Here is a 25,461-nt window from a genome sequence, read left to right on the forward strand (position 1 = left end):
GGGACGGCGGGCCGGTCCGGGCCGGCCGGGGCCATCACCTCTGGTCCACCGTAGAGTTGGCCCGATCTGCTTTCCAGTGCAAGTTGTGCAAGGGATGTATGCGTGTGACGCAATCCGGGTTGGACCTGAATCTCCTCGTCGCCCTGGACGTCCTCCTGGAGGAGGCGAGCGTGTCCCGGGCGGCGGCCCGCATGCACCTGTCCGAGCCGGCCATGAGCCGCACCCTCGGCCGGATCCGCAAGGCCCTCGGCGACCCGGTCCTGGTCCGGGCCGGCCGCGTCATGGTGCCGACCCCGCACGCGCTCGCCGTGCAGGGCGAGGTCCGCGCGGTCGTGGACCGGGCCCGCGCCCTCTTCCTCACCGGCACCAAGGTGGACCTGCCCACGCTCACCCGCACCTTCACCGTGCTGGCCAACGACGCCTTCACCGCCGTGTACGCAGCCACGCTCTTCAACCGGGTGACCCGCGAGGCGCCGGGGGTGAGGCTGCGCTTCCTCTCGGAGAGCCACGTGGACGTCCCCGCCCTGCGCGAAGGCGTCGCCGACCTGGAACTCGGCGTCGTCGACACCCGTTCCCCCGAGGTGCGCGTCGAGCACCTCGCCGACGAGCGCATGCTGGGCGTCGTACGCCAGGGGCACCCACTGCTCCGCGGCCGCATCTCGGCGCGCCGGTTCGCCGCGGCCGAGCACCTTACCGCGTCCCGGCGCGGTCGCCTCGAAGGCCCGGTGGACGTCGCCCTCGCCGAGCAGGGGCTGTCCCGGCGCGTGGTGGGCAGCGTGGGAACCTTCCCCGCTTCGCTGTTCGTCCTGCGCGAGAGCGACCTGGTCGGACTGATGACCAGCCAGGTCGAACCGCTCGCCGCCGCGCTGGGGCTGGCGGCCTTCGAGATCCCGCTCGCCCTGCCGCCCCTGCCCTTCGGCATGGCCTGGCACCCGCGCCACGACGCCGACCCGGCGCACGCCTGGCTGCGCGCCTGCGCCCGCGAGCTGGTCCCGGCCGGCCCGCAACGTTCCGCGGCCGGCCCGGAGCGCTCCGGGCCGGCGCGATAGGCCGACCGCTTCCCTCGTCCGGGGGACGCACGGGTGTGCGGACCACCGCCCGGACGGTGCCGCGGGGCACGATACGCAGGCGTCCCACCCCCCGCCCGGCAGGCCCCCGGAAGGCAGAGCATGCGGTTCCAGTACGACACCATCGGCGAGCGCTACGCGGAGTCCACGAGCACGGCGGCCTTCTCCGCGGCCGACACCTACACCCTGCACGGAGCCCTCGACGCCCTCGGCGGGGTGCGCGGGCTCGATGCCCTCGACCTGGCCTGCGGATACGGATACAACACCCGGCTGCTGGCCCGGGGCGGGGCCCGTCGGACCGTCGGCGTCGACGTCTCGGAGGAGATGATCCGGCTCGCCCGCGCGCACGAGGCGACCAAGGACCGGGCGGACGTCGAGTACCACGTCGCCGACGCGGCCGGCCTGCCGCACCTGGGCCCCTTCGACCTGGCGACCGCCGCGTACGTCTTCAGCTACGCGCCCGACCGCAGGTCCCTGCACGCGATGTTCCGGTCCGTCCGCGCCAATCTGCGGGCGGGCGGGCGGCTGCTCGCCATCGTCCCCAACGCGGGGGCGTTCCCCCGCGTGGACTGGTCGCCGTACGGGGTGCGCATCCTCGACCGGGTCCCGGACGGCGACGCGCCGCTGCTCAGGGCGCACTTCCTGACCGAGCCGCCGGTGCCCTTCGAATTCCGCGAGTGGGCCCACGCCGACCTCGCCGAGGCCGCCGTCGAGGCGGGCTTCGTCACCGTCGGCTGGCAGCCGAACCGGACCCCGCCCGCCGACGCCGTCCGGGACGAGGCGTACTGGACGGCGTACCGCGCCTGGCCGATCAGCTCCCTGATGACCTGCACGGCGTAGGCCGTCGGCGAACCGCCGTCACCGCCGTCACCGCCGTCACCGCCGTCACCGCCGTCACCGCCGTCACCGCCGTTTCCTCAGAGCTCTGCCGTCGACCGGATCAGCTCGACGATCCGCTCGCGCGCCGCCCGCCCCTCCGGCACGGGCAGCAGCGGGTACCCGTGCGGCAGCCCCGCCGCCTCGTGGAACTCCACCTCGGCCCCGTCCGCACGGGCCCGACGCAGCAGCTCCCGGCTGTCCGTGGTCAGCACGTCCCGGGTCCCGGTGAACACCGTCATCGGCGCCAGGCCGGCGAAACCACCGTGCAGCGGGCTCACCCGGGGATCTTCGGCGGCCAGGGTTCCGGCGTACAGCCGGCCGGCCTCCAGCAGCCCCGGGCGGGCCAGCAGCGGATCGGCCGCCTCGAGGGCCGCCTGGTCCGGATGGCTCATGGTCACGTCCAGCCAGGGCGAGATCAGCACGATCCGGGACGGCTGGTCCCCGGTGCGGTCGCGCAGCCGCTGCGCGGCCGCCAGTGCCAACCCGGCCCCGGCCGAGTCACCGATCAGCACCGTCCCGCCGGAGCCGCCGCTCGCGATCAGACCGCTCAGCAGGTCGGCGGCGACCGGGACGGTCCGGTCGGCGGTACCGCGCGGAGCGAGGATGTACGCGGGCACGACGACCCGCGCCCGCGCCTGCGTGACCAGGGTCCGGATCAGTGCCCAGTGCGGGCGCTCCAGCTCGTGGACGTAGCCGCCCCCGTGCACGTACAGCACGTGGGCCGCGGGCTCCGCCCCGAGCGGGGAGACGTCGTACACCGGCCAGGCCCCGACGAACGTCCGCGAGATGTCGGCGACCCGCCCCAGCGACCGCGGCGGCAGATGGGAGGCCGGTCGGCGGGCGGCTTCCGCCACCGTGGCCCGGACGGCCTCCGCGCTCGCGTACCGTCTTCGCCGTCCCGCCGCGATCAGCGCCACCGACAGCGCCCTGCTGCGCAGACTCGGCACGCCCCTCACCTCCCCTTTTTCCCTCGCGCCGTCCCCAGCGCGAGCCCCTTCCCCGTCACGGGAGGAGCATAGGCGTGAAGCTGCGCTGTCGACCCGTTTAAGAAAGTCTCGATGGACTGATCACCGCACCGATCGGCAGATTGGTGCACGTCACCGCCGCCGTTCGGGTTCATTCGCCCGCGGCGTACCCTTCCGCATGCCTGGAGCCACCCCATGAAGGCACTCGTCAAGCACAAGGCAGAACCCGGCCTGTGGCTCATGGACGTCCCCGAGCCCGAATACGGCCCCGGCGACGTGCTGATCAAGGTGCTGCGCACCGGCATCTGCGGAACCGACCTGCACATCCGCTCCTGGGACGGCTGGGCGCAGGGCGCGGTCAAGACCCCCCTCGTCCTCGGTCACGAGTTCGTCGGCGAGGTCGCCGCGCTCGGCGCGGACGTGCAGGACATCGAGGTCGGCGCGCTGGTCAGCGGCGAGGGCCACCTGGTGTGCGGCAAGTGCCGCAACTGCCTGGCCGGCCGCCGCCACCTGTGCCGCAGCACGATCGGGCTCGGGGTCGGCCGCGACGGCGCCTTCGCCGAGTACGTCGTCCTGCCCGCCCAGAACGTGTGGGTGCACCGCACCCCCGTGGACCTGGACGTAGCCGCGATCTTCGACCCCTTCGGCAACGCCGTGCACACGGCGCTGTCCTTCCCGCTGGTCGGCGAGGACGTGCTGATCACCGGCGCCGGCCCGATCGGGATCATGGCGGCGGCCGTGGCCAAGCACGCCGGCGCGCGCAACGTGGTCATCACCGACGTCAGCCCCGAGCGCCTGGAGATCGCCCGCAAGGCGGGCGCCACCCTCGCCGTCAACGTGGCCGAGTCCTCGATCGCCGAGGCGCAGGCCAAGCTCGGCCTGCGCGAGGGCTTCGACATCGGCCTGGAGATGTCCGGCCGGGGCGAGGCCATGCGCGACATGATCGACAACATGACGCACGGCGGCCGGATCGCCATGCTGGGCCTGCCCGCGCAGGAGTTCCCGGTCGACTGGGCGAAGGTAGTCACCTCGATGATCACGATCAAGGGCATCTACGGCCGTGAGATGTTCGAGACCTGGTACGCGATGACCGTGCTGCTCGAGGGCGGGCTCGACCTGAGCCCGGTCATCACCGGCCGCTACTCGCACCGCGACTTCGAGGCCGCCTTCGACGAGGCCTCGACCGCCCGCAGTGGCAAGATCATCCTGGACTGGACGGCGTAACCACCCGCCGGCCACACCTCCCGAACCACCTCCCTCCGGGCCGGGCCCCGCCACCCTCCCCCCTCCGCGGGGCCCGGCCCCCTCCCTCGTCGCCCTCCGCCGCACAAGGAGAACCGCACCATGTTCGAGACCGTCCGCGAGGACCTGCGCTCCACCCTCGACGAGATCCGCGCCGCCGGCCTGCACAAGCCCGAGCGCGTCATCGGCACCCCGCAGAACGCGGCCGTCGCCGTCACCTCGGGCGGCGCCGCCGGCGAGGTGCTCAACTTCTGCGCCAACAACTACCTGGGGCTGGCCGACCACCCCGAGGTCGTCGCCGCGGCGAAGGACGCGCTGGACCGCTGGGGCTACGGAATGGCCTCCGTCCGCTTCATCTGTGGCACCCAGGAGGTGCACAAGGAGCTGGAAGCGCGGCTCTCGGCCTTCCTCGGCCAGGAGGACACGATCCTCTACTCCTCCTGCTTCGACGCCAACGGCGGCGTCTTCGAGACCCTGCTCGGCGCCGAGGACGCGGTCATCTCCGACGCCCTCAACCACGCCTCGATCATCGACGGCATCCGCCTCTCCAAGGCCCGCCGCTTCCGCTACGCCAACCGCGACCTGGCCGAGCTCGAAGCCCGCCTGAAGGAAGCCACCGAGGGCGGCGCCCGCCGCAAGCTGATCGTCACCGACGGCGTCTTCTCCATGGACGGCTACGTCGCCCCGCTCGCGGAGATCTGCGACCTGGCCGAACGCTACGACGCCATGGTCATGGTCGACGACTCGCACGCCGTCGGCTTCGTCGGCCCCGGCGGACGCGGCACCCCCGAGCTGCACGGCGTCATGGACCGCGTCGACATCATCACCGGCACCCTCGGCAAGGCCCTCGGCGGCGCCTCCGGCGGCTACGTCGCGGCCCGCGCCGAGATCGTGGAGCTGCTGCGCCAGCGCTCGCGCCCGTACCTCTTCTCCAACTCCCTCGCCCCGGTCATCGCGGCGGCCTCCCTCAAGGTCCTCGACCTGCTGGAGTCGGCCGGTGACCTGCGCGAACACCTCGCCGCCAACACCGCGCTCTTCCGTACGAAGATGACCGAGGCCGGCTTCGAGATCCTGCCCGGCGACCACGCCATCGCCCCGGTCATGATCGGCGACGCGGCCGAGGCGGCCAGGATGGCGGAGCTGCTCCTGGAGCGCGGCGTGTACGTGATCGGCTTCTCCTACCCGGTGGTGCCGATGGGCGCGGCGCGCATCCGCGTCCAGCTCTCCGCGGCCCACTCGACGGCCGACGTCGAGCGCGCGGTGGCCGCCTTCATCGACGCCCGCGCCGCCCTCGGCACCGCTGGGGCCTGAGGGGAACGGGAGGTCGGAGGGGGCCGTGCACCCTGAGACAATGGTGGGGTGATCGACCCCCGCCGGCTGCGCATCCTGCGGGCCGTGGCGGACCACCGTACGGTGACCGCCGCGGCCGCAGCCCTGTACCTCACCCCCTCCGCCGTCTCCCAGCAGCTCGCTGCGCTGGAGCAGGAGACGGGCCACGCGCTGCTCACCCGCAGCGGTCGTGGCGTACGGCTCACGGCGGCCGGTGAGATCCTGCTCGGCCACGCGCACGAGGTGCTCGCGCAGCTGGAGCGGGCGGAGGCGGAACTCGCGGCGTACGCGGGCGGTTCGGCGGGCGAGGTCACCGTCGCCGCCTTCGCCACGGGCATCGCGGAAGTACTGGCCCCGGCCATCGCCCGGCTCGCGCTGGAACGGCCGGGCATCCGGCTGCGGGTCCGCGACGCGGAAGGTGACCAGAGCCTGCCGCAGCTGCTGGACGGCGAGGCGGACCTCGCGCTGGCCGTCGAGTACCGGGGCGGCCCGGGCGCCGACGACGCGCGGCTGTCCGTCCTCCCGCTGTACGCGGAACCCTTCGACGCCGTCCTGCCCTCGGGGCACCCGCTGGCCGACCTGCCCGCGGTGTCGCTGGCCGACCTCTCCGACTCGGACTGGGTGGGCCAGTACCCCGGCAACCCGTGCCACGACGTGACGCTGCTCGCCTGCGAACTGGCGGGCTTCCAGCCCCGGCTCGTGCACTCCTCGGACGACTTCCGCGCCGTGACGGCGCTGGTGGGCGCGGGGGCCGGAGTGGCGCTGGTCCCGCGCTCGGCCCTGCGCGGCATGGACCTCAAGGAGGTCCAGGTCCGCCCGGTCACGGGCCCGGCGGCCACCCGCCGCGTCTTCGCGGCCACTCGCCGCGGCGGCGAGACCCACCCCCTGATCGCGCCCGTCCTGGCCGCCCTGGTCCGGGAGTCGGAGCGGCTCCCGGCGCACTGAGCACCGCCCGGGTCCGGCGGCCGGATCCGCGAGCGGACGGTCCCGGGCGCCATGGCGTGCGAGCTGCGTTCCGACCGTGCCGCAGCCCGATCTCCCGGGCGGGCGGGGGACTTTGCGGCGCGCGCTCGCGTCGCAGGACCCGGCGGACGACGTTACGATTTTGCTGAGAGTGCCAATAGTCCACGGCGGTTCCCGTAAGAGGAACGGTCACGCGACGGGCGCCCGGGGGCATCCACCCGCTCTGATGATGCGTTTCCTTACCCTCCGCATGTGCGTTGAGGAGGACATCATGGCTCGGGATCACGGTAACCAGCAGAGGAACATGCCGGGCCCGGAGGCCGACCGGCCGCTGAGAATGGTCCCCGACGTCGGTGAGCACGCGGATGCCGGTGGTGTACTGCGCAAATACCTCGATCCGGGAGCGACCTTGGTCCGTGCGTCGACGGCGCGCAAGGCCATCGACTCGTTCATGGCGGCGCGCTCGGGAGACCTGAAGACCGGCTCGATCGATCTGCGCGAGGTGGAATCGACCGAAGGCGCGGCGACGCTGCGCGTGCGCTTCCAGCAGTTCCACAACGATCTCCCGGTGGTGGGCGCCACCGTCCAGGCCGTTGCCGACGTCAAGCAGGCCAGTGTGATCCAGGTCGACCACACCGGGGAGATGGACGTCGCGGATGCTCCCGACCCCGGTGACGCGCGTACGGTCGCCGACGTCTTGAAGGTCGCCCTCGCGCCCTTCAAGAAGGACTTCGAAGCCGCCGACGTGATCAAGGACGAACTCGTCTACGTGCGGGACACGGACCGGCCCGCCCTGCCCGAGGGCGACTACCCCTCCGCTTCCGTCGCGCTGCTGAAGAAGGGGAGGAAGCCGGACGGCGCACTGCACCTCGTGCACGACCTGGTGGTCGAGACCACCGGCCCCTTCGAACAGTTCCGCGTCGTCGTGGACGCCATTGCGGGCACCCTGCTCTGGGTCGAGCTCATGGGGAAGTACGTGACGGCCACCCTCAAGGTCTTCTCACCCGACCCCGTCACCGAGTCGAACGACAGCACGCTCCACGCCGGGTCCGGCGCGGCGAAGCTGAACGGCTTCCGGCACGACGTCCAGGCCGAGGTCGCACCCGCCAGCGGTGGAAAGTTCCGGCTCGACGGGGAGTGGTTCCGGTGCAACGACTGGGACACCCCGAGCTTCGCCCAACCCGCGGAGACGTCAGCGTCTTTCTCGTACGACACCTACCCCAAGAACCGTGCCTTCCTGAGTGCGAACGCCTACTACTGGCTCGACTCCACCGCGCGCTACCTCCGGACCCTGGGAAACACGACCCTCAACGCCAACATGGTCAAGGTCGACGTCGACGCCCAGGGGGCCAACGGCGAGGACAACAGCGAGTGGATCGGTACGACGACACCCCCGCGGATCCGCTTCGGCGAGGGCGGCGCACCCGATGCCGCCGACTTCGGCGTCATCGTCCACGAGTACACCCACGGCGTGTTCGACTGGCTCGGTGCCAGCCACGGCGGGTCCGGGTCGTACGAGCACAGCATCTGCGACGTGCTTCCCGCCATCTACCGGGACCGGTTCAACCCCGGTCAGCACCGGCGCACCGAGACGTTCCCCTTCGACAACAACGTGAACGACCAGTGGAGCACGGAGCGCACGCTCGACCGCTCCGAGCGGTTCGACGACGCGGCGTTCAACAGTTACCCCTTCAACCTCCGCAACTCGATGCTGGGCACGGCGCTCTGGCGGTGCTACCTGGGCATGGGCGGCGACTCGATCGATCCCGCCGTACGGATCGCGGCCGCCGACGAGATGATCAAGACGATGCTGGAGATGTTGCTCATCGTGCCGGACTCCTCCTCCACGAGCCGTGCGCACGCCGTCAGCATGGCCCAGGGCTGCATCACCGCGGACTCGGCCCTCACCGGCGGTCTCTACAGCAAGGTGATGGACGAGGCCTTCGTGAACCAGGGGATGTGGGCGCGGCGGCCGGTGGACGTCTACATCGCGGACAACCCCGCCGACCTCGGCGCGCAGCCGAGCGGTCCGCTGCACTGGACCTCCCCCGACATCTGGGTCCGCAACCGTCACATCAGCACCGGGGACAACCCCGCGCTCGGTCACGAGCCGCCCATCAACGGCCAGCCGAACTTCCTCTACGTGCGGGTGCACAACCGGGGGATCCAGGCGGCGTCGAGCGGCGGGTTCCAGGTCGAGGCCTTCCGGTGTGACCCGGGCACGGGGATGATCTGGCCCACGCACTTCGAGTCGTTGGGCACGCTGGTGATCGACGAGCCGATCCCGCCCGGTGGGTCCGTGCGGGTCGGGCCCTTCAGTTGGACCCCGCAGATCGTGGAGCAGGAGGGCCTGGTGGCCGTGGTGCACGGCGCTGCGGATCCCGCCATCACCGCCACGCTCAACGGACCGGTGCCGCACGACCGGGTCATCCGGTTCGACAACAACGTGGGGCAGCGCAACGTGGTGCCGCAGATGGCCGCGCCCGGCGGCAAGACCAGCACGACGATCGCCCTCCGCGGCGGCCTGACCTCCACCTCCGGCTCCTGGCACCTCGACGCGACGGCACTGCCCGAGGACACCAGGATCTCGATCCGCACGCTGAGCCGCATCGTCGGGTCCGCCGAGCTGACCAACCTCAAGGTGGCCGAGAAGGGCTCCGTGCGCACGACGCTCGAAATGAAGGGCGGCAGCACCGCGGTCGTCGACGGCTTCCGCCTCGAGGCGGACGACCGGGCGGCAGCCGACATCACCATCGACTTCTCCCACCACGCCGACCACCTCCGCCTCTATCCCTTCATCGCCACCCAGTACCAGGACAGCCTGATCGCCGGCCGCATGACCATCCAGATCACCGCCGTCAAGGAACTCGAAGGCTTCTTCTTCGGCAACCCGCGCAGCGGCGAGCTCCACGTCTCCACCTGCCCGTACTGGTCGAAACTGGGTGCCGGCAGCAAGGTCCCCTTCCGCTGTGCCGAAGACGCGGTCGCACGCGGGTACAACGGTTGCGCCTACTGCCAACCCGCCCTCAACACCGGCTGAAAGGCGGCCCGTGATGCAACACGACACACGTGCGGCGCTGCCGCTGGCACCCCCCGAGAAGCGCTACCCGCCCAGCGCCGCCGAGCCCCTGGCGCCGGCCGAACGCAAGCGGGCGGATACGCAGAAGAACGAATTCGTCACCACGCTGGTCGAGTCGGTCTCGGCGGACGAGCTGATGAACTCCGTCGAGGCACTCGCGGCCTTTCACACGCGGCACACCTTCTCGTCCCTCATCGGCGAGGCCGCCGAGGAGATCGTGAGCCGGTTCGAAGCGGCCGGGTACACGGACGTGGTCCGGCGCACGTGGACCAATGCCGGGCACAGTGCCGACAACGTGATCTGCACCAAACCCGGGACGGTTGCCGGTCGGCCCGTCATCATCGTGTGCGCCCACTACGACAGCCGCATGGCGGACCTGAACAACACCACGGCACGCGCTCCGGGAGCCGACGACAACGGCAGCGGCGTGGCCGCGGTGCTCGAGATCGCGCGCCTGCTCGCCCCCGTCGCGCTGTCCTCCACCCTCCAGTTCGTGGCGTTCTCCGGCGAGGAACAGGGGCTGTGGGGTGCCACGGAGTATGCCGCGGAGCTCCACGCCACCGACGGCGAGGCCTACCGGGTCGTGAACCTGGACATGGTCGGGAGGCCGCCGGCGGACGGCTCCGTGACGGTGGAGCACGACCAGGGGAACGCCGTGCCGGACAATGACGCCGCGTCGAAGGCCTTCGCCGTGGTCATGGCGCGGGCCGCCGCGGACCACACGGCACTGCCGGTCATGCTCGGCCCCATCTTCGCCAGTGACTACATGCCGTTCGAAGCGCACGGCGACGTGACGATCGGTGCCTACGAGGGGGAGGGGAACCCGCACTACCACGAGACGTCGGACATGCCGGACACGCTCGACTACGGCTACCTCGCCGACGTCACCAGGATGACCCTGGCGACCTTGCTCGCCGATGCGCGGCGGGCCGTGGGGTAGCGCGCCGCGCCCCCGTGGGCGGTGGCCGTGCCGGCGCCGCCCACGGAGGCACCCCGCTCACACCTCTGCTCACACTCCCGCTACACCTCTACTCACACTCCCGCTCACTCCTCGCTCATACCCGGACCACCTCCACGCCCACCGTCTCGAACTCCCGGGCGACCGCGTCCGCCAGGCCCGTGTCCGTCACCAGGACGTCCACCGACGAGGTCGCGCAGATACGGGCGAACGCGCGGACGCCCAGTTTGCTGGAGTCCGCCGCGACGACCACCCGGCGGGCGCGTTCGCACAACAGGCGGTTGATCGAGGCCTCGTCCTCGTGGCGGGTCGCCGCGCCGTCCTGCGGGTCGAAGCCGTCCACGCCGAGCACCGCCGTGTCCACCGCGAGCTGCCCGAGGACCTGCTCGGCGAGCGGGCCCGTCAGCTCGTACGACTGGGGGCGGGCCACCCCGCCTGTCAGTACGATCTTGAACTGCGGTCGGATCACCAACTCGCCCGCGATGTTGAGGGCGTTGGTCACCACGGTGAGCGCCGGCGAGCCCTGGGCCAGGTCCGGTCGCCCGGCCAGGGCGCGCGCCACCTCCGTGGTCGTGGTGCCTCCCGTCAGGCCGATCACCTCGCCCGGGGCGATCAATGCCGCCACCGCCTCGCTGATTCGGCGCTTCTCGGCGGCGCGGCGCGAGGTGCGGTAGCGCAGCGGGAGTTCGTACGAGACCCCGTGCAGCACCGCCCCGCCGCGCGTACGGACCAGCAGTTGCTGTTCGGCGAGCTGGTCGAGGTCGCGGCGGATGGTCGCGGCGGACACCCCGAGGGTCTCGGCCGCCGGTTCGACTTCCAGCTCGCCCCGTTCCACCAACAGGTCCAGCAGCGCCTGCCAGCGCTCCTTGCGGGTCATCGGCCGCCCCTCCCGTGCTCGTCCCGTGGCCCCGGTCGGGCTACCCGGCGACACTAACTCAGCAGATCACCTCGTGTTTGCTTGAAGTTGCGCGAAAGTGCGAGCTACCGTGCAGGAAAACGCAGAACGTTCCACGCACAACACATTCAGACCCGCCTGTCGCACGAGGGAGCCTGTATGAGTCACGTCGCGTACGAGTTGGGCACGCAGCCCGCATGCTGGGAGCGGGCCGCCGAACTGGCCCCGGCCCGGCGGGCGGTGCTCCCGCAGCCGGGGGAGCGCACCGCGATCGTCGGCTGCGGGACCTCGTACTACATGGCCCGGGCGGCCGCCGTGCTGCGCGAGGGGGCCGGACACGGCGAGACCGACGCCTTCCCCGCCTCCGAGTTCCCGCGCCACCGCCGCTACGACCGGGTCGTCGCCCTGACCCGGTCCGGCACCACCACCGAGGTGCTGGACCTGCTGGCCGGGCTGCGGGACGCGGGCGTGCCCACGACCGCGGTCATCGGCGATCCGGCCACCCCGGTGATGACCGCCGCGGACGAGTTGGTCGTCCTCGACTTCGCCGACGAACAGTCCGTCGTGCAGACCCGGTTCGCGACCACCGCCCTCACCTTGTTGCGCGCCCACGTCGGACTGCACACCCCCTCCGTGGTCGCCGACGCCCGCACCGCCCTCGTCGAGCCGCTGCCCGCCGACATCGCCGGCCGGGGCCAGTTCACCTTCCTCGGCCGCGGCTGGAGCGTCGGACTCGCCCACGAGGCCGCGCTGAAGATGCGCGAGGCCTCGCTGTCCTGGGCCGAGTCCTACCCGGCGATGGAGTACCGGCACGGGCCCATCAGCGTCTCCGGGCCCGGCACCGTGACCTGGTCGCTCGACGAGGCCCCCGACGGGCTCGCCGAACAGGTGCGCGCCACCGGCTCCCAATGGGTGCCCGGGCGCCTCGACCCGCTCGCCGAACTGGTCCGCGTACACCGCCTCGCCCTCGCCGTCGCCGCCCACCAGCAGCTCGATCCGGACGCGCCGCGCAACCTCACGCGCTCGGTGATCCTCACCACCGGTGAGGAGGCGGTCCGATGAGCCTGGTCCGCGCCGGTGACCTGGTCCTGGAGGCGGCCGCGGCCGGCCGGGCCGTCGCCGCCTTCAACGTCATCACCCTGGAGCACGCCGAAGCCGTCGTGGCCGGGGCCGAGGCCGCCGGCCTGCCCGTCATCCTCCAACTGAGCGAGAACGCCGTGAAGTTCCGCGGCGGGCAGTTGCTGCCCATCTCCCGGGCCGCCGGCGCGTGCGCGGAGGCCGCCGGTGTCCCCGTCGGCCTGCACCTCGACCACGTCAAGAGCCCCGAGCTGCTCCGGCAGGCCTGCGACGCCGGATACAGCTCGGTGATGTACGACGCCGCGCAACTCCCGTACGCCGAGAACCTGGAAGCCACCCGGTCCGCGGCCGACTGGGCCCACGCCAACGGGCTGTGGATCGAGGCCGAGCTGGGCGAGGTGGGCGGCAAGAACGGCGCCGCGCCGCCCGATCCGCACGCGCCCGGCGCCCGTACCGACCCCGACGAGGCCCGGCGGTTCGTCGCCGACTCGGGGGTCGACGCCCTCGCCGTCGCCATCGGCAGCAGCCACGCGATGACCAGCCGGACCGCGGCCCTGGACCACGTGCTGCTGGCCCGGCTGGCCAAGACCGTGGACGTCCCGCTCGTCCTGCACGGCTCCTCCGGGCTGCCGGACGCCGAGCTCGCGGCAGCCGTCGCGGGCGGCATCCGCAAGGTCAACATCGGCACCGCCCTGAACGTGGCGATGACCGAAGCCATCCGCACCCACCTGACCCCGGCGGACCCCCGGCCGTACCTGACGGCGGCCCGTACGGCGATGACGGCGACGGCGACGGCCATGATCGGCGCCCTGAACTGACGGGCGGCTGGGGCGGCGATCACGGACACCCAGCGGGGACGCACGACCTCGCCCACCCGCCCGAGGAATTCGGCGCCGCCCTCGCACGGCTCGTCGACGGGCGCAGCGACCCGGCCGCCCCGGTCACCGGCGAGCCCGGCCCATCGTGCGGCGGCGGCGACCCCACTGCACCCACGTCTCGGGCGAGTTGGAACCCCGTTGCCCTCAGATGCCGATGGCCCCGTCGATCCGCTCGCGCAGGAGGTCGGCGTGCCCGTTATGCCGCGCGTACTCCTCGACCATGTGGATCAGTACCCAGCGCAGCGACACCTTCCCGCGCCACGCGTCGACGGCCTCGACGTCCAGATCGGGTGCCCCGGCCACGAAGGTTTCGGCGAAGGCCACTTCGGTGCGCCACGCTTCCCAGGCCGCTTCGACCGCTGCGGGATCGGACCGGGCTCCGTCGAAGTCCCCGTCGGGATCCTCCGCCGAGGAGAAGCGGGGTGGTGCGTCCTGCCCCGCCAGGACCTGCCGGAACCAGCGGCGCTCCACATCGGCCAGGTGCCGGACCAGGCCGAGCAGGGAGAGCGTGGACGGTTTCACCGACCGGTGCGCCAACTCGAGCTCCAGGCCCGCGCCCTTGAGTTCCAGGGTGGCGCGGTGGTCCGCCAGGAAGGCGACCAGCATCCGCCGCTCGTCACCGGTCGCGGGGCCGCTGAAGCGGCCGTCCCGCCCGGGTTCGACGAAGAATTCCGCTCTGCTGCGTGGGCTCGTCATGGTCGCGAGTATGAACGCCGGTTCTGATCGGCCGGTACCCAGGTCCTTCCGAATTCTTGTAACGGGTTCTAGTCTGACCGCCGCCACCACAGCGACCGGCTGGACCGCGAGACCCCCGGAGGGGCCCGTGCACCTCGAATACACGCCTGAGCAGCAGCAGTTGCGCACCGAACTGCGCGCCTACTTCGCCGAGCTCGTGCCGCAGGACGTCTACGCCCGCTACGAGGACCCGGTCGCCCAGAAGCGCTTCTACCGGGACACCATCCGCCGGCTCGGGGCCGACGGCTGGCTGGGGGTCGGCTGGCCCGAGGAGTACGGCGGCCGCGGGATGACCCCGATGGACCAGTTCATCTTCTTCGACGAGGCCGCGCAGGCCGTCGTACCGCTGCCCCTGATGGCGCTCAACACGGTCGGGCCGACCATCATGCAGTTCGGCACCGACGAGCAGAAGGCGTACTTCCTGCCGAAGATCCTCGCCGGGGAGATCGACTTCGCCATCGGCTACAGCGAACCCGACGCCGGCACCGACCTCGCCGCCCTCAAGTGCAAGGCCGTGCGCGAGGGCGACGAGGAGACCGGCACGTACGTCGTCGACGGACAGAAGATCTGGACCACCAACGGAGACACCGCCGACTGGGTCTGGCTCGCCGTGCGCACCGACCCGGACGCCCCCGCCCACAAGGGCATCACGATGCTCCTGGTCCCGACCTCGGACCCCGGCTACTCCTGCACCCTCATCAACACCCTCGCCTCGCACGACACCACCGCCAGCTACTACGAGAACATCCGGGTCCCGGCGAGCCGTCGCGTAGGCCGGGAGAACAAGGGCTGGCGCCTGATCACCAATCAGCTCAACCACGAACGCGTCACCCTCGCCGCACACGGCACGATGGCCATCCGGGCCCTCCACGACGTCCAACGCTGGGCCGCCGCGACGAAACTCGCCGACGGCCGCCGGGTCATCGACCTCTCCTGGGTCCGCGGCCGCCTCGCGCGCACCCACGCCCGGCTCGACGCGATGAAGCTGCTCAACTGGCAGATGGTGGGCGCGGTCCAGGCCGGCACCCTCACCCCGCAGGACGCTTCCGCGGTCAAGGTGTACGGCTCGGAAGCCCGCCGGGACGCGTACGCCTGGCTGATGGAGATCGTCGGCGCGGCCGGCTCCCTCAAGGACGGCTCGGCGGGCGCCGTCCTGCACGGCGAGCTCGAACGCGGCTACCGCAGCGCCGTGATCTTCACCTTCGGCGGGGGCAACAACGAGATCCAGCGCGAGATCATCTCCTGGATAGGCCTCGGCATGCCGCGCGTGCGCCGCTAGCCGCGCGTGGTCGGGTAGCCGGTAGTGGGCCGCACAATCGCGAACGATCGGGATCAGCCTGCGCAACACAGCCTCGGCATTCGCCCCAACGGCGTTCACGCCGTCGAGATCCCCGGAAACCGGGCGCTCCTGGTCGTCGAAAGCCCCAAGAACGGTTCAGTGTCGGCGGGCTCGGCGGGCCGCTCGATCGCGCCAGTGGCAGTACGCCGCCGCCGGGTCGGTCCAGTACTTCCACGGGAGGGCGTCCACGTAGCCGTCTACCAGGCGGAACTGGGTCAGTGCCGCGTCGTAGCGCTTCTGGCGGGTCAAGAAGTAGGCCAGCAGGTGGCGCAGCTCGGCGGTGTTCGGGTGGTCGGCGGGGGCCGCGGCGAGGTCGGCCAGGGCGGCGTCGACCAGGGAGGTCACGTGGGGTGAGAGGAAGTCGGCGTCGCTCGCGTCCGTGTCGCGGTGTTCGTACCAGGCGATGAGGGGGAGCGCGGTGAGCAGGCTGCCGGCCGGCGCGTCCGTTGCTGCCCGCTGGGCGAAGGACATGGCGCGATCTTCCGAGCCGCGCCACTTCGCGCACCAGTACTGGAGCGCGGCGTAGTGCGCGTTGTAGTGGTGCGGGTCGCGGGCGGTGATCTCCTTCCAGATCCGGTCCATGTGCTCTTGGGAGTAGCCGAGGCCGAGCGCCGCCCATATCTCGTTGACATGGGGTGTGGGGTCGTCCGGGTTCAGTTCGGCCGCGCGGGCGTTCTCCTGCGGTACGCGGGCCAGGGTGGCGTGGAACCCGGCGAACTGCTCGGGGCTGGTGTGCTTGGCCCAGCCACCACCACGCTGGTGCCAGGCCAGGTTGACCATCGCCTTGGCTCGTACCAGTGCGAGGTCGGGGTCGTCCGGCCCGACGGCGGTCTCCCAGGTGTGCAGCCAGCTGCCGGGGCGGGCGGCCCGGTGGGATCCGAGGGTGGCGGCGTAGGAGGAGCGGCGTGCCCAGTCGCGGCGCTGTCTGGTCTCGGCCATCAACCGTGCGGCCGGCTCCCAACTGCCCCGGGCGGCTGCGGCGGCCGCCGATTCCAGCTCGGGGTCGGGCGCCGCGCGGCCGGTGTTCTGCCGGGACTGCGGGAGGAGTCCCGATTTTCGGGCGGCGCGGGACGAGTCCCGGCCGGGGAGGTCGCCGGTGGTGCGGCGGTAGAAGATGACAGCCACGGCGATGGCGAGCCCAATGACGACGATGCGAGCGACTTCCACGGTGTGAGCCCCCTGGTGAGGAGTGATCTGAACGGGTGGGGGGACACGGGAGTATGACCGGGGAGCGTGACCTCTCGCAAATGCTTTTGTACTGGTGAGGGAGTGCGGGAACGTCACTGTCGGATGGCCCGGCAAGACCGGCCTTGTCGGTCGGCAGCGCCTCGATGTGGCGGGCGATCGACCCGGCCTCCGGGACGGCTCGCGCTGATCCGTTCCATCGCGCCGCCGTGCGGTGGCGCCTGCTCACCCGACATCGCCAGTTCGCAAGTGGGCGGGGTCCGGGGAATCGGCGGGGTGATCAGCGCTGGCTGTTCAGGAAGCCGATCGCGACTGCACCCCACCAGGCGGCTTGTGAAACAGAGGCCGTCACGGCGCCGCGGATCATCAGCCGGCGGCTGACCGGGCCGCCGTCGACGGCGGCCAGCCGGTGGTGAAGGGCGGAGGCATGGACGCCGTTGAGGGAGAGCAGGAGCACGAGGCCGAGCTTGACGCACGTCAGAGGTGAGCTGAGATCGGGGTGGAGGAACGCACCGCTGAACAGCAGACCGCCGAGGCCGGCCCATACGGGGATGTGCAGCGGGGCCGTGAAGTCGAGCACTTCACGGAGGGTCTTGCGGCCCGTGAGCCACAGCGCGCCGTAGTAGTCGATGGCGAGCACCGCGCCGAAGCCCAGCACCAGGGAGGCGAGGTGCACGAAGAGTGCCACGGTGTGGAGGGTGACATCGGCGCGCAGGTGCAGGGCGATCCACGTCGTGGTCGCCCACCCGAGGCATACGGCGAGGGACGCCGCCGCAGGCCCGCACCAGGCGGGGAGCTGGAGAAGTTCTGCTTCCCGTCCTGGTCTTCGTGGGGTCGCGGTGGCGTCGGCGGTGGACATTGCTGCTCCAGGGATCTTCTGCGGGATGTGCTCACCCCGGCGGGGAGCGAACAAAGGTATGGCTGACCTAAGTGTCCATGGGCGTCAAGGTGGCCGTCCGCACTGTTGGCACGGCCCGGTGGGGACACGGTTCGAGCCGAGGGAGGGTGGCGAAACGTCGCGGCGTCGACGGCCTTCCTTCCATTTGCGCCCCGGATATCCGGGGGTTTTGCCCCGGTGTTGGACTTTCTCGGACCGCCTGGTGATCAGGCGTGCAGTACGCCGGTGCCCAGCAGTCCGAAGAGGAGTACGCCGATGGCGATCCGGTAGACGACGAAGGCGTTGAACGAGTGCTTGGCGACGTACTTCAGGAGCCAGGCGATCGAGGCGTAGGCGACGGCGAAGGACACGGCGGTGCCGGTGACCAGGGGGAGGGCGTCGACGCCGGCGCCGAGGGCGTCCCGCAGCTCGTAGAGGCCCGCGCCGGTCAGGGCGGGGATGCCGAGGAAGAAGGACAGGCGGGTGGCTGCGACCCGCTCCAGGTCGAGGATGAGACCGGTGGACATGGTGGCGCCGGAGCGGGAGAAGCCGGGGAAGAGCAGGGCGAGGATCTGGGAGGAGCCGACCAGCATGGCGTCCCTGAGGTCGGTGTCGTCCTCGCCGCGCTTGTGGCGGCCCGTTCGGTCGGCCGCCCACATCAGGCCGCTGCCGACGATCAGCGATCCGGCCACCACCCACAGGGAGGCGAGCGGTCCTTCGATCAGCGGCTTCGCCGCGAGCCCCACGACCACGATGGGGATGGTGGCGTAGATGACCCACCAGGCGAACTTGTAGTCGTGGTGGTAGCGCTCCTCGCGGTCGGCGAGTCCGCGTCCCCAGGCGGAGACGATGCGCACGATGTCGTGGAAGAAGTAGACGAGGACTGCCGCGATCGCGCCCGTCTGGATGACGGCGGTGAAGGCCACGACGGACTTGTCGTCTACGGGGATGCCCATCAGCCCTTCGGTGATCTTGAGGTGGCCGGTGGACGAGACCGGCAGGAACTCCGTCACCCCTTCCACGATGCCCAGGACCACGGCCTGCCCCACACTGATCGCGCTCACGTGCCTTCACCTTCGTTCGACGGGACGGCGCCGGACTTCCGGCGCCGCAGGAGAGTCAGGAACATCCCGAGCACCCCGGCCCACTGAGCGGTCAGCAGCCATCCCGCCAGGACATCGGTGGGCCAGTGCATGCCGAGGTATACACGGCTGGCGCCCACGGCCGCCGCCCACAGCGCCGGTATCACGAGGAGCGTCCGGCGCGCCGGGCCCCGCACCACTCGGTGCACCCCGGCGGTGAGGAGGACCGCCACGGCAACGGAGGTGGTGGTGTGACCCGAGGGCATGGCGTAACCGTCGGCCGACCACGCCCACTCGGCGACCGGCGGTCGGGGCCTGGCGAGCCATGACGCCAAGGCGATGCGCGGCAGTTGCACCGACCCCAGAGCAAGTGCCCCCACCAGCGCCCCGCGCCAACGGTGGGCTCTGACGGTCATGGCCCCGGCGAGCATCGCCAGCAGGTAGGCGGGCACGCCGCTCCCCGTCACGGTGACCGCCACGGCCCATTCGACCGCCCGGCGCGGGCGGTGTTCCAGCACCCAGCGGTGCAGGGCTTCGTCCACTCCGAACGGAGCGCCGTGGGCCGCGCCGGCGGACGCGACCAGCGCCGCCAGCAGCATCGAGCACACCAGCACCGGTACGGCGGGCCACTGCCACGGCTTGCCGGCGGGGCGGGGTGCGGCCGCGGGTAGAGGGAGCATCTGCCGTCCTGTCTGAACAGACCGCCACGGCGGCGCGGCGGCACGGCGGCACGGCGGCACGGTGGGGAGGGCGTGGGGCGGGGAAGGCGCACTGCCTTCGGTCAGGGCGGGGCGAGGGCGCCCCACAGGAGCAGCGACACCAGCTCTTCGGTCGGCAGGGTTTCCGCAAGGCCGGGCGGAGCGTCGGACAAGACCATCGACTGGAACACCCGGGCCAGATGCTCCGGGGGCGTTCTGAGGAGCTCGCGCTCCGGTTCGAACAGAGCCGTCAGCGCTTCTCGGAGGGACGCGAGCTCTCCTTCGTATCGGGCGTGCCCGTCGAAGTTCTCCGTGGGCCCGGCGGGCCGGGTGGGCCGGGTGGGCCGGGGCCGGTCCAGGAGCATGGAATCGGCGAGTAGGAGCAGGCGGGTTGCGTACCTGCGCAGATGTACGGCGGCCGAGGCCAGTCGGGCTTCGAGCGGCACGGTCAGGTTGATCGCGTTGATGGCCGTCACCACTTCGTCCGCCCTGAGGGCTTCGGCCGCACAGGCGTCGAGCAGGGCGGTCTTGTCGGGGAACGCGGTGAAGACGGCCGCTGTCGGAACTCCCGCGGCCCGGGCGACCATCGAGGTGGTGACCGAGGTGCCGTGCCTCACGACCAGGGGCAGCGCTGCGGCGACGATCGCCGCGTGACCGGGGTGCTGGGTCATCTCCCGTCCTGAGGAGTCGGGGGCCAGGGCGAGCCGGCCGGCGAGTGGGGGTGGCGGGTTCCGGTGAACGCCGCCGCCGGCAGGAGCCGCGGCGCCTCTTCGGCCGGCCCGTCCAGGGCGAACGGGCTCACCGCGCACCACCGTCCGGAGTGCGGGGGCCCTGCCTGCGGACCATTTCGACAACCACCGGCGTGAGGGAGACGAGGACGACGAGGGCCACGATCGGCAGGAGGTAACGGTCGACGTCGGGCACGGAGGAGCCGAGGGCGTATCCGGCGAGGACGAGGCCCACGGTCCAGAGGAGCCCGCCCACGACCTGCCACAGGGAGAAGACGCGGGCGGGCACGCCGAGGGCTCCGGCCAGGGGGTTGAGCACGGTGCGCACCACCGGTACGAAGCGGGCCAGCACCACGGCCTTGGCATGCCCGTAGCGGTGGAGGAGTTCCTCGGCGCGCTCGGCTCCGTCGTGGAGCTTTCGGCTCCGGCTACGGGCGAGCAGAGCGCGGCCCCCGCGTCGGCCGATCAGGTAGCCCGCGTGCGCTCCCAGGAGCGCGCCGATGATGGCGAAGGCCAGTACCTGGGGCAGCGAGAGGTGGACGGGGCGGTCCCCGCCCGGCACGCAGAGCAGGCCCGCGGTGAACAGGAGGGAATCGCCGGGCAGGAAGAAGCCGATCAGGAGGCCGGTCTCGGCGAAGAGGACGACGGCGATGCCGAGCGCGCCGAATGCGGACAACAGGGATCCGGCGTCGAGCAGGTTCACGGCCTGTGGCACTGCCGTGAGGGCGGATGGGGCCATGGCGGACGGCTCTCCCTGAGGTGAGTGGACCGGGGCGGTGACGACATCGTCGACTACAGTCACGTAGACGGTCTACGTCACTGTAGACGATTGTTGTGTGAGGAGATTCCCGTGGGGGATGCGCATGCGGAGCGGCGGCCCGCCGGTGAGCTGGGGGCGAGCGTCCTGGCGGTGCTGTGGGCGGCCGGAACCCCGCTGACGCCGGGGCAGGTTCAGGAGGCGCTCGGCTCCTCCCGTGCCCGTACGACGGTGACGACGATCCTGTCCCGTCTGTACGAGAAGGGCGTGGTCAGTCGTACCCGGTCCGGCCGCGGGTTCGCCTACGTGCCGACCGAGGACGCGTCTGGGCTGACCGCACGCCGCATGCACGCGGAGCTGGCCGGGACCGAGGACCGCGGGACGGTGCTGAGCCGCTTCGTCTCGCAACTGAGCGACGAGGACGAGGCGCTGCTGCGCGCCCTGCTGGATGGCGACGGCGCCGGGGGCACCGCGTGAGCCGGCTGGTGTCGTTGCCGCTCCTCCTGCCACTCCTGCTGCCCTTCCTCGCCGGTCCGGTGTGCCGCGTGCTGGTCGTGGGCCTCCCGCCGAGGCGGGCCGTCCGGCTGCTGGTCTGTTCGGCAGTCGGGCTCGCGACGGGCAGGATCGCCACCCTTGCCCTGCTGGCCGCCCACTGCCATCCGGGGCTGCGCGCCGTGCGCGAGCTCCTCCGCTACGCACTGGAGCGCACCGCGGACGAATGCGCCGCGCAGACGGTGGGCGACCGCCGCCTCACGGCCCGGGCCATCGGCAGGGCCGCTCTGGCCGCCCGTACGTCCCCCGCTCGGTGCCGGCCCGGCTTCGCGCTGGCCGCCACAACGGGCCCGGTGCCCCTGCGGGTGGCGGCCCTGCTCGTGCATCCGGCACGGACGCGTGTCCCTGGAGCCCCGCCCCGCCTGGCGGCGCTGGTGCTGCTGGCCTGTCTGGCCGTGTCGACCGGCGCGTCCTTCCAGGCGGTCGACGACCTGCACGCCGGCATCGAGATCGCACAGGGCGAGACCGGCGAGGAGTGACGCGGTCCGATCCGGGCGGGCGGCGTCCGCCGGCGTATGTATGCGGGGCTCGATTCAGGCCCCGTACAGTGAGATAAGGCAAACCTATTCTTCGATGACCGGGCATGCGAGTCCGGGGCGGCAGCGGGGCGGGAGCAGGATGGTGGAGGACGGCGGGGACGCGAGGCGCCCGCACGGTGAACTCGTCGCGGACGTGCTGGCGGTCCTGTGGGCGGCCGAGGGACCGTTGACCCCGCAGCAGATCAACGCCGCGCTCGGTCGGGACCTGGCCAGGACGACGGTGACGACGATCCTCACCCGCCTCTACGAGAAGGGGACGGTCGTGCGCACCCGCGAGGGCAGGGGCTTCACCTACGCCGCGGCTGATGACGCCGCCGGGCTGGCGGCCGGGCGCATGCGCCGCGAGCTGGAGCGCGAGCCGCAACGCGACCTGGTACTGAAGCGGTTCGTTTTTTCGCTGTCCGGGGACGACGAGGAAGTGCTGAGGCGTCTGCTCCTGGATTCCGGGGAAGGCGAATGACCCTGGTTCTGGCCGTGGTCGCGCTGACTCTGCTGCTTCCCTGGGCAGCGGTGCCGGCCACGCGCCGGCTGGCCGGTCTCATGCCGCCGAGGGAAGCGTGCGCGGCGCTGACCGGAGCCGCCCTTCTGCTGGCCGGCGGCACCGTGGCAGCGCTCATCGGCCTGTTCCACGTGCCGTTCCTCGCCGCTTTGGAGCAGATTCCGCTGTCGCAGGCGGCTGCTGAGTGGCCGGCCACCGTACCGGTGGCCGCGGTCGCCGGTGGGGTGCTGGCCTTCCAGGCGGTGCTGCTGGTCCGCCGTTGGTACGAGCGCCGCTCGCTGCTCGCCCGCAGTTGGGCGTCCACCAGCGGCGCAGTGCCTGATGGCGATCTCCTGGTCGTACCGGATGCCGAGCCGCAGGCGTTCGCGCTGCCCGGGTGGCGCGGGCGCGGCGGCCGGGTCGTGGTGACGACGGGCATGCTCAAGACCCTCGGTCCGGCGGAGCGCGAGGTGCTGCTCGGACACGAGCGGGCCCATCTGACGGGCCGCCACCACCTGTGGTCGGTCACCGCCTACCTGGCGGCCGCGGTGCACCCCGCCCTACGGTCCCTGCGCCCGGCGCTGGACTTCCACCTGGAGCGGTGGGCGGACGAGTCGGCGGCCTCGTCGGTGGGCGACCGGCGGCTGGCCGCGACCGCGATCGCACGCGCGGCGCTGGCCGTCGCGTCCGCCGAGAAGGCGGGCAAGGGCCGCGGCCCCTTGCTGTCGGTGAGCACCGGGCCGGTTCCGCAGCGGGTCGAAGCCCTGCTGCGGCCGGTACCGGTCCGGCCACAGGCGCGCAGGACGCAGGCGGCCGCGGCCGGACTGGTGACAGCGGTGACGGCCTCCGCCCTGCTGGGTCTGGTTCTGGCGTACGGACTCCACGAGTACGTGGAATTCGTGGCCCGGGACCTTCTGGATGACCGGGCCGCCGAGTGACGACGTCGATGTAGACCAATCGGCCGGGTGTAAGTAAGCTGAGCCTGGGTTTACTCCACCAGTCCCTCCAGGCCCGGCGTGCCGGGTGATTCCGGAGCCGACGTGCTCCGTGCCCAGCGCCCGGCGCCCGGCGCGTCGTGGGCGATATCGTCCGCGTGTCCTGGGTGGAGGTGACATCCCCCTCCCCGGCGATTGGATGCGACGTGTACGACAGGGGGAGCGGGTCGTCGAGTCCCTCCGAGCAGACCGTGCACCTCCTGGCTGCGGCGGGCAGGGCCGCGGACGCGCTGATGACCGAGCGCGTGAGCGCGGGCGGGCCGAGTCCCTTGCACCGGTCGGTCCTCAGGACACTGGCCGAACTGGGGCCACACGCTCGGCGCGATCTCGCCGAGCAGATGGGCGTTCCACCGGTAGACGTCACGCGGGCGATCCGTGACCTCCTCGCGCAGGGCCTGGTACAGGACATGGTCGTCAACATCGGCGGTCGCCACGAGGTGGTGACCCTCACCCCGACCGGTGCGACGGCACTGACGACCGTGCAGGACGACATGAACGCGGTGCAGGACGTCCTGCTGGCGTCCCTCACGAAGGGTGAGCGCACCCAGCTCCACTACCTGCTCCGGCGGGTGTGCGCCACGGCCGCCCGTGCCGGCGCGGTGCGCTCGGCTTCGACCTAGGTCGAAGCCGCCTGGTGTTCGGCCGGTACGGCGGTGTCCTGCCCGCCGAGGGTGAGTACCTCGTCGGCGTGGCGCAGCACCAGGGGAAGGTCGTGGCTGACGAGCACGACGGCCAGGCCCCGGCGCGTGCGCAGGTCGTGGAGGAGCGCCATGACGTCGGATGCGGTATCCGCGTCGAGGGCGGACGTGACCTCGTCGCACAGCAGGACGTCCGGTTCGGCGGCCAGAGCGCGTGCGATGGACACCCGTTGGCGCTGCCCGCCTGACAGTTCGTGGGGGTAGCGGGAGGCGAAGTCCTCCGGTAGGCCGACGGCCGTCAGGAGTTCCGCGACCCGGGTCTCTCGCTGGTCGGAGGGCAGCGCGAGGTGGAGCTTGAGGGGGCGGACGAGGGTGGCGCCGACCGTACGGGCGGGGTTCAGGGCGCCGAGCGGGTTCTGAGGGACGAGCTGGATCCGGCGCAACTGGTCACGGCTGCGCCGGCGATGGGTGCCTGCGAGCGGTGTGCCGTGGAGGGCGAGTGCGCCGCCTCCGGCCGGGTGCAGCCCCGCGAGGGTGCGCACCAAGGTGGTCTTGCCGCAACCGGACGGGCCGACGACCGCGGTCAGGGCACCGGGGCGTACGTCGAGGTCGAGCCTGAACTGGGTCCTCGTCCACGGCACCTTCGGCATGCCCCGACTCGGTCTCACCGGCGTCGGCGTCGCCACCTCCACCGTCTACCTGCTGTCCTTCCTCGCCCTCTACCTCTCCGCGAAGAAGGACGAGGAGCTGGCACCGCTCCTCACCCCGGACATCACCAAGGCCGACGCGGCCACCGTCAAGCGCCTCGTCGGCCTCGGTGTCCCGATCGCCGCGACCTACGGCTCCGAGGCCGGTTTCTTCTCGATCACCGCCCTGATGGCGGGCTCCTTCGGGCCTGACGCGCTCGCCGCACACACGGCCGTCAACCAGCTGGTCTACATCGTCTTCCAGGTCGCCGTCGGCCTCTCCCACGCCGCCTCCATCAACGTCAGCCGCGAACTCGCCCTCGGCAACCACGACGACGCCCGCCGCCTCAAGAACACCGCCCTGGCCTGCGCCGCCGCCGTCATGGCCGTCGTCGGACTGCTCTACCTCACGATCCCCGAGCTGATCCTCGCGCCCTTCCTGAACTCCGGCTCCGCCCAGGCGCTCACCATCGCCACCCATCTCCTGATCGTGACCACCTTCCTCAGTTCTTCGACTGCGCCCAGAACATCGGCGTCGGACTCCTGCGCGGCCTCGACGACACCAAGAGCGGCTTCCACATCACCCTCATCGGCTACTGGGCCGTCGGCCTCCCCGCCTCCTGGCTCCTCGCCTATGCCCTGGACCTCGATGCCCTCGGCATCTGGCTCGGCCTCCTCACCGGCCTCGCCACCACTGCCGTCCTCCTCCTGCGCCGCTACTCCCACTCCCTCACCCGCCACGAGCAGGCTCACGCCACCCCCGCCGTCGCGCAGCCGCTCCCCGAGTGAATTGGCTTTCAGCCCGGGGCACTACGGGCCGCCCCCACACCGACGCACCCT

At 71.8% G+C, this 25,461-nt stretch carries 25 protein-coding genes and 1 pseudogene; 16 read left to right on the top strand and 10 right to left on the bottom strand.

What is annotated here, in order from left to right; all coding sequences use genetic code 11:
- The first annotated feature begins 98 nt into the window (after nt 1-98).
- Nucleotides 99-1,049 (top strand): LysR family transcriptional regulator, encoded by a 951-nt coding sequence (locus tag OG207_RS38170; RefSeq protein WP_329105388.1) that lies wholly within the window; start codon nt 99-101, stop codon nt 1,047-1,049.
- Nucleotides 1,050-1,169: 120 nt separating this feature from the next.
- Entirely contained in the window at nt 1,170-1,907 is a 738-nt protein-coding gene (locus OG207_RS38175) for a class I SAM-dependent methyltransferase (protein WP_329105390.1), read from the top strand.
- Between the two features lie 77 nt (nt 1,908-1,984).
- On the opposite strand, the gene OG207_RS38180 is transcribed toward OG207_RS38175, so the two are convergent.
- Nucleotides 1,985-2,893 (bottom strand): alpha/beta hydrolase, encoded by a 909-nt coding sequence (locus OG207_RS38180; protein ID WP_329105392.1) that lies wholly within the window; start codon nt 2,891-2,893, stop codon nt 1,985-1,987.
- Between the two features lie 213 nt (nt 2,894-3,106).
- Here OG207_RS38180 and tdh point away from each other — a divergent pair, with 213 nt between their 5' ends.
- The 5 genes from tdh (at nt 3,107) to OG207_RS38205 (ending at nt 10,464) form a co-directional block, all read left to right on the top strand.
- Nucleotides 3,107-4,135 carry an L-threonine 3-dehydrogenase gene (gene tdh, locus OG207_RS38185; RefSeq protein WP_329105394.1) on the top strand — a complete coding sequence of 343 codons (1,029 nt, stop codon included), beginning with the start codon at nt 3,107-3,109 and terminating at the stop codon, nt 4,133-4,135.
- 120 nt (nt 4,136-4,255) lie between these two features.
- The gene (locus OG207_RS38190; RefSeq protein ID WP_329105396.1) at nt 4,256-5,464 is read left to right on the top strand and encodes a glycine C-acetyltransferase; all 1,209 of its coding nucleotides are present in this window, start codon (nt 4,256-4,258) and stop codon (nt 5,462-5,464) included.
- Nucleotides 5,465-5,512: 48 nt separating this feature from the next.
- Complete coding sequence (locus tag OG207_RS38195) at nt 5,513-6,427, top strand: LysR family transcriptional regulator (protein ID WP_327387049.1); 915 nt, start codon at nt 5,513-5,515, stop codon at nt 6,425-6,427.
- Nucleotides 6,428-6,716: 289 nt separating this feature from the next.
- Nucleotides 6,717-9,485: a hypothetical protein gene (locus tag OG207_RS38200; protein WP_329105398.1), complete on the top strand. Its 2,769-nt coding sequence runs from the start codon at nt 6,717-6,719 to the stop codon at nt 9,483-9,485.
- Between the two features lie 13 nt (nt 9,486-9,498).
- Nucleotides 9,499-10,464, top strand: coding sequence for a M28 family metallopeptidase (locus OG207_RS38205; protein ID WP_329105400.1), 966 nt, complete (start codon nt 9,499-9,501; stop codon nt 10,462-10,464).
- Between the two features lie 115 nt (nt 10,465-10,579).
- Here the strand turns inward: OG207_RS38205 and OG207_RS38210 are convergent, their stop codons facing one another.
- Nucleotides 10,580-11,359, bottom strand: a complete 780-nt coding sequence (locus OG207_RS38210; RefSeq protein ID WP_329105402.1) for a DeoR/GlpR family DNA-binding transcription regulator — start codon at nt 11,357-11,359, stop codon at nt 10,580-10,582.
- A gap of 177 nt (nt 11,360-11,536) precedes the next feature.
- Between OG207_RS38210 and OG207_RS38215 the strand changes: the two genes are divergently transcribed.
- Both OG207_RS38215 and OG207_RS38220 read left to right on the top strand, forming a co-directional pair.
- Nucleotides 11,537-12,439 (top strand): SIS domain-containing protein, encoded by a 903-nt coding sequence (locus tag OG207_RS38215; RefSeq protein ID WP_329105404.1) that lies wholly within the window; start codon nt 11,537-11,539, stop codon nt 12,437-12,439.
- Nucleotides 12,436-13,272 carry a class II fructose-bisphosphate aldolase gene (locus OG207_RS38220; protein WP_329105406.1) on the top strand — a complete coding sequence of 279 codons (837 nt, stop codon included), beginning with the start codon at nt 12,436-12,438 and terminating at the stop codon, nt 13,270-13,272. The genes OG207_RS38215 and OG207_RS38220 overlap by 4 nt, the downstream gene beginning before the upstream one ends.
- Nucleotides 13,273-13,476: 204 nt before the next feature.
- Here the strand turns inward: OG207_RS38220 and OG207_RS38225 are convergent, their stop codons facing one another.
- Nucleotides 13,477-14,028: a DinB family protein gene (locus OG207_RS38225; RefSeq protein WP_329105407.1), complete on the bottom strand. Its 552-nt coding sequence runs from the start codon at nt 14,026-14,028 to the stop codon at nt 13,477-13,479.
- 127 nt (nt 14,029-14,155) lie between these two features.
- Between OG207_RS38225 and OG207_RS38230 the strand changes: the two genes are divergently transcribed.
- Nucleotides 14,156-15,346 carry an acyl-CoA dehydrogenase family protein gene (locus tag OG207_RS38230; RefSeq protein WP_329105408.1) on the top strand — a complete coding sequence of 397 codons (1,191 nt, stop codon included), beginning with the start codon at nt 14,156-14,158 and terminating at the stop codon, nt 15,344-15,346.
- Nucleotides 15,347-15,502: 156 nt separating this feature from the next.
- Here the strand turns inward: OG207_RS38230 and OG207_RS38235 are convergent, their stop codons facing one another.
- The 6 genes from OG207_RS38235 to OG207_RS38260 all read right to left on the bottom strand — a co-directional run bounded on the left by OG207_RS38235 (nt 15,503) and on the right by OG207_RS38260 (nt 20,715).
- Nucleotides 15,503-16,573: a hypothetical protein gene (locus OG207_RS38235; RefSeq protein WP_329105411.1), complete on the bottom strand. Its 1,071-nt coding sequence runs from the start codon at nt 16,571-16,573 to the stop codon at nt 15,503-15,505.
- Between the two features lie 298 nt (nt 16,574-16,871).
- Nucleotides 16,872-17,450: a hypothetical protein gene (locus tag OG207_RS38240; protein WP_329105413.1), complete on the bottom strand. Its 579-nt coding sequence runs from the start codon at nt 17,448-17,450 to the stop codon at nt 16,872-16,874.
- Nucleotides 17,451-17,695: 245 nt separating this feature from the next.
- A complete protein-coding gene (locus OG207_RS38245) occupies nt 17,696-18,532 on the bottom strand; it encodes an undecaprenyl-diphosphate phosphatase (protein ID WP_329105415.1) in 837 nt (278 codons plus the stop codon).
- Complete coding sequence (locus OG207_RS38250) at nt 18,529-19,230, bottom strand: phosphatase PAP2 family protein (protein WP_329105417.1); 702 nt, start codon at nt 19,228-19,230, stop codon at nt 18,529-18,531. The genes OG207_RS38245 and OG207_RS38250 overlap by 4 nt, the downstream gene beginning before the upstream one ends.
- Before the next feature lie 101 nt (nt 19,231-19,331).
- The gene (locus OG207_RS38255) at nt 19,332-19,919 is read right to left on the bottom strand and encodes a TetR/AcrR family transcriptional regulator (protein WP_329105419.1); all 588 of its coding nucleotides are present in this window, start codon (nt 19,917-19,919) and stop codon (nt 19,332-19,334) included.
- Between the two features lie 127 nt (nt 19,920-20,046).
- Nucleotides 20,047-20,715, bottom strand: a complete 669-nt coding sequence (locus OG207_RS38260; protein WP_329108180.1) for a DedA family protein — start codon at nt 20,713-20,715, stop codon at nt 20,047-20,049.
- Nucleotides 20,716-20,826: 111 nt separating this feature from the next.
- On the opposite strand from OG207_RS38260, the gene OG207_RS38265 reads away from it, so the two are divergent.
- From OG207_RS38265 to OG207_RS38285, 5 genes are all read left to right on the top strand, one after another.
- The gene (locus OG207_RS38265) at nt 20,827-21,210 is read left to right on the top strand and encodes a BlaI/MecI/CopY family transcriptional regulator (RefSeq protein WP_329105421.1); all 384 of its coding nucleotides are present in this window, start codon (nt 20,827-20,829) and stop codon (nt 21,208-21,210) included.
- A complete protein-coding gene (locus OG207_RS38270) occupies nt 21,207-21,764 on the top strand; it encodes a hypothetical protein (RefSeq protein WP_329105423.1) in 558 nt (185 codons plus the stop codon). The genes OG207_RS38265 and OG207_RS38270 overlap by 4 nt, the downstream gene beginning before the upstream one ends.
- Before the next feature lie 139 nt (nt 21,765-21,903).
- Nucleotides 21,904-22,284, top strand: coding sequence for a BlaI/MecI/CopY family transcriptional regulator (locus tag OG207_RS38275; RefSeq protein WP_329105425.1), 381 nt, complete (start codon nt 21,904-21,906; stop codon nt 22,282-22,284).
- A complete protein-coding gene (locus tag OG207_RS38280) occupies nt 22,281-23,240 on the top strand; it encodes a M56 family metallopeptidase (RefSeq protein ID WP_329105427.1) in 960 nt (319 codons plus the stop codon). The genes OG207_RS38275 and OG207_RS38280 overlap by 4 nt, the downstream gene beginning before the upstream one ends.
- Nucleotides 23,241-23,443: 203 nt before the next feature.
- Complete coding sequence (locus OG207_RS38285; RefSeq protein ID WP_329105430.1) at nt 23,444-23,917, top strand: MarR family winged helix-turn-helix transcriptional regulator; 474 nt, start codon at nt 23,444-23,446, stop codon at nt 23,915-23,917.
- Here OG207_RS38285 and OG207_RS38290 read toward each other — a convergent pair.
- Nucleotides 23,914-24,585: a dipeptide/oligopeptide/nickel ABC transporter ATP-binding protein gene (locus OG207_RS38290; RefSeq protein WP_329105432.1), complete on the bottom strand. Its 672-nt coding sequence runs from the start codon at nt 24,583-24,585 to the stop codon at nt 23,914-23,916. The two genes, OG207_RS38285 and OG207_RS38290, sit on opposite strands and share 4 nt — an antisense overlap.
- On the opposite strand from OG207_RS38290, the pseudogene OG207_RS38295 reads away from it, so the two are divergent.
- Nucleotides 24,545-25,410, top strand: a pseudogene (locus OG207_RS38295) (MATE family efflux transporter); the annotation flags it as partial. The gene OG207_RS38290 and the pseudogene OG207_RS38295 overlap by 41 nt on opposite strands.
- Between the last annotated feature and the right edge of the window lie 51 nt (nt 25,411-25,461).

The sequence above is a fragment of the Streptomyces sp. NBC_01439 genome (assembly GCF_036227605.1).
Taxonomy (GTDB): Bacteria; Actinomycetota; Actinomycetes; order Streptomycetales; family Streptomycetaceae; genus Streptomyces.